The sequence below is a fragment of the Clostridium tarantellae genome, assembly GCF_009295725.1.
In the GTDB taxonomy this organism is placed as follows: domain Bacteria; phylum Bacillota; class Clostridia; order Clostridiales; family Clostridiaceae; genus Sarcina; species Sarcina tarantellae.
On record NZ_WHJC01000422.1, the window covers coordinates 1 to 2187 of the forward strand.

The following is a 2187-nucleotide window of genomic DNA, read 5'->3' on the forward strand; positions in this document are numbered from 1 at the left end:
CTAATAATATGTCTGCATTATTATCATTTACAAGGGCAACTAAATAATCTCCTGCTAATATTCTTATATCTCCCCTTGGAATAATCTCTTGATCTCCTCTTTTTATAGCTACTAATAAACACTCCTTTGGCCAATCAAGATTTTTTAAAAGTTTTCCTTCTACATGACTTCCAATTTCAACACCTATTTCTAATAACTTTTTATTAGTATTTCCATTGCAAGATTTTATACCAACTTTATGTAATAATCTTTCAAGTAAAGATTCATAGATAGGTTCACTTCTTAATATATCTGATGTAACATAAGATACTAAAACTACTATAGCAATTGATAATATATGATCAAATGATCCTGTCATTTCTAATATTAATACTATTCCTGTTATAGGTGCTTTTACTATAGATGCAAAATGTCCTGCCATGGCTAATATTATAAAGTTTATAATAAATATAGTTGGAATACCTGAAATATTGCATATAGCTAGTCCAAATATATCTCCTAATAAAGCCCCTAATAATAATAATGGCAAGAATATTCCTCCTGGCACACCAGAACCAAAGCAAATTAATATAAGTAAAAATTTCAATATAAAAATAATTAATAAAACTTTAATTGATAATCCACTGTTGGATAAAGACATTATAACATCATGTCCTCCACCTAAAAGCTTAGGAGCTAGAAAACCTACAATACCAGTCACTAAAAAAGGTATCATAACTTTATACTCTATAGACAATTTTTTAAACTTACCATATATATTTTGAAAAACTAAAATTCCTTTTGAAAATAATACACCTGAACATCCTACTATAATACCTAAAATTAATAAAGCCCAATAATATTTTAATGGTAATACTGTTATGCTTGAAAAATCTAATACTGGATCCATTCCTAAAAAGTTTTTAGTTATGAAATCTGCTACTAAAGCTGAAGACATAGCTGTTATTAATACTAATGTAGAAAAACTCCTATGTACTTCCTCTAACGCAAAAATAACACCTGATAAAGGTGAATTAAATGCTGCTGTTAATCCTGCTGATGCTCCTGCTGTAATTAAAAAATCTTTTTTTATCTCATCTCTCTTAGAAAGTTTACTATAACCTTCACCTATAGATGCTCCAATTTGTACCGATGGACCTTCTCTTCCTACAGATAATCCTGCTGTTAGAGCTAAAACTCCACCTACAAATTTATATATTAAAATTCTAAACCAATTCATCTTTAATTTATTTAGTAATATCCCTTTTACCTGTGGAATACCACTTCCTGAAATCATATTATCCTTCTTTACCATAAGTCCTGTTAATAATCCCATTATTGCTAATAGACAAAAAACCCCTAAAATTTTCATCCAACTATCTTTTGATGAAATATATAACTCCTTAAAAACTTTGGAAAATTTACTTATAGCTATTCTATTTAAAACTATAACTAAACCCGTAAATAGTCCAACCACTGCCCCTTGAATTATTAACTTTATTCTAAGATTTGCCCTACTTTCTAAAAGATTGTTAGTATTGACATTTTTCATACAGTCACCATCCTTTTCTCGTAAAATACATACATTTTATTATATACCCTATAAAGTATTATTCACAAATAAGTTATTCTTTCATTTTTACTCATCATAGTCTAAAAAATAATATGTAAACATTAATATATAGATTTTTTACAATCTTTCTAAAAAAAATATTTTTTATTTATTTTGTATATAATTTTTATTTTAAAATATAAAATATTACAAAAGGGATTATTACAAATTAAAAATTGTAATAATCCCCTTTTATAATTATTTTATACTTTTTGCTATTTTATCAATAATTTCAACTCTTTCCTCACCTAAAACATTAGATAACTTAACTGGCATATGTCCGTTTTTATATACTCTATCTTCATTAACTTCTATCATTTTTAAAACTGTTTGCTCTAATTTTTCATATGAAATTAAATTTTCTTGATATGCATCAACTACATCCTTAATTTTAGTAGCTAATTCTTTTGGATTTCTATATACTGCTCTCATATTTTTTGCTCCTTTATGTTCACAAAACTAAATATTTTATCATTTTTATGTATTTCTATTTTAATATATTATAATAAATATTTTTATTTAAATCTACTAAAAATTATTAATTTACTTATTATATTTTTTCCTTTAAATATTTTACAAAAAATATAAAACTTAGT

Annotated in this window: 2 protein-coding genes; both read right to left on the minus strand. The window is 25.3% G+C overall.

Features of this window, described 5'->3' with window-relative positions; genetic code table 11:
* Positions 1-1531, minus strand: a 1531-nt coding sequence (locus GBZ86_RS15200; RefSeq protein WP_152892053.1) for a ClC family H(+)/Cl(-) exchange transporter, incomplete at its 3' end; no start/stop codon positions are given.
* A gap of 258 nt (positions 1532-1789) precedes the next feature.
* Complete coding sequence (locus GBZ86_RS15205) at positions 1790-2023, minus strand: TIGR04540 family protein (RefSeq protein ID WP_152892055.1); 234 nt, start codon at positions 2021-2023, stop codon at positions 1790-1792.
* Positions 2024-2187: the final 164 nt, after the last annotated feature.

Coding starts and splice junctions, on each gene's coding strand:
- GBZ86_RS15205 (WP_152892055.1), bottom strand. CDS start 2,023: ATGAGAGCAGTATATAGAAATCCAAAAGAATTAGCTACTAAAATTAAG.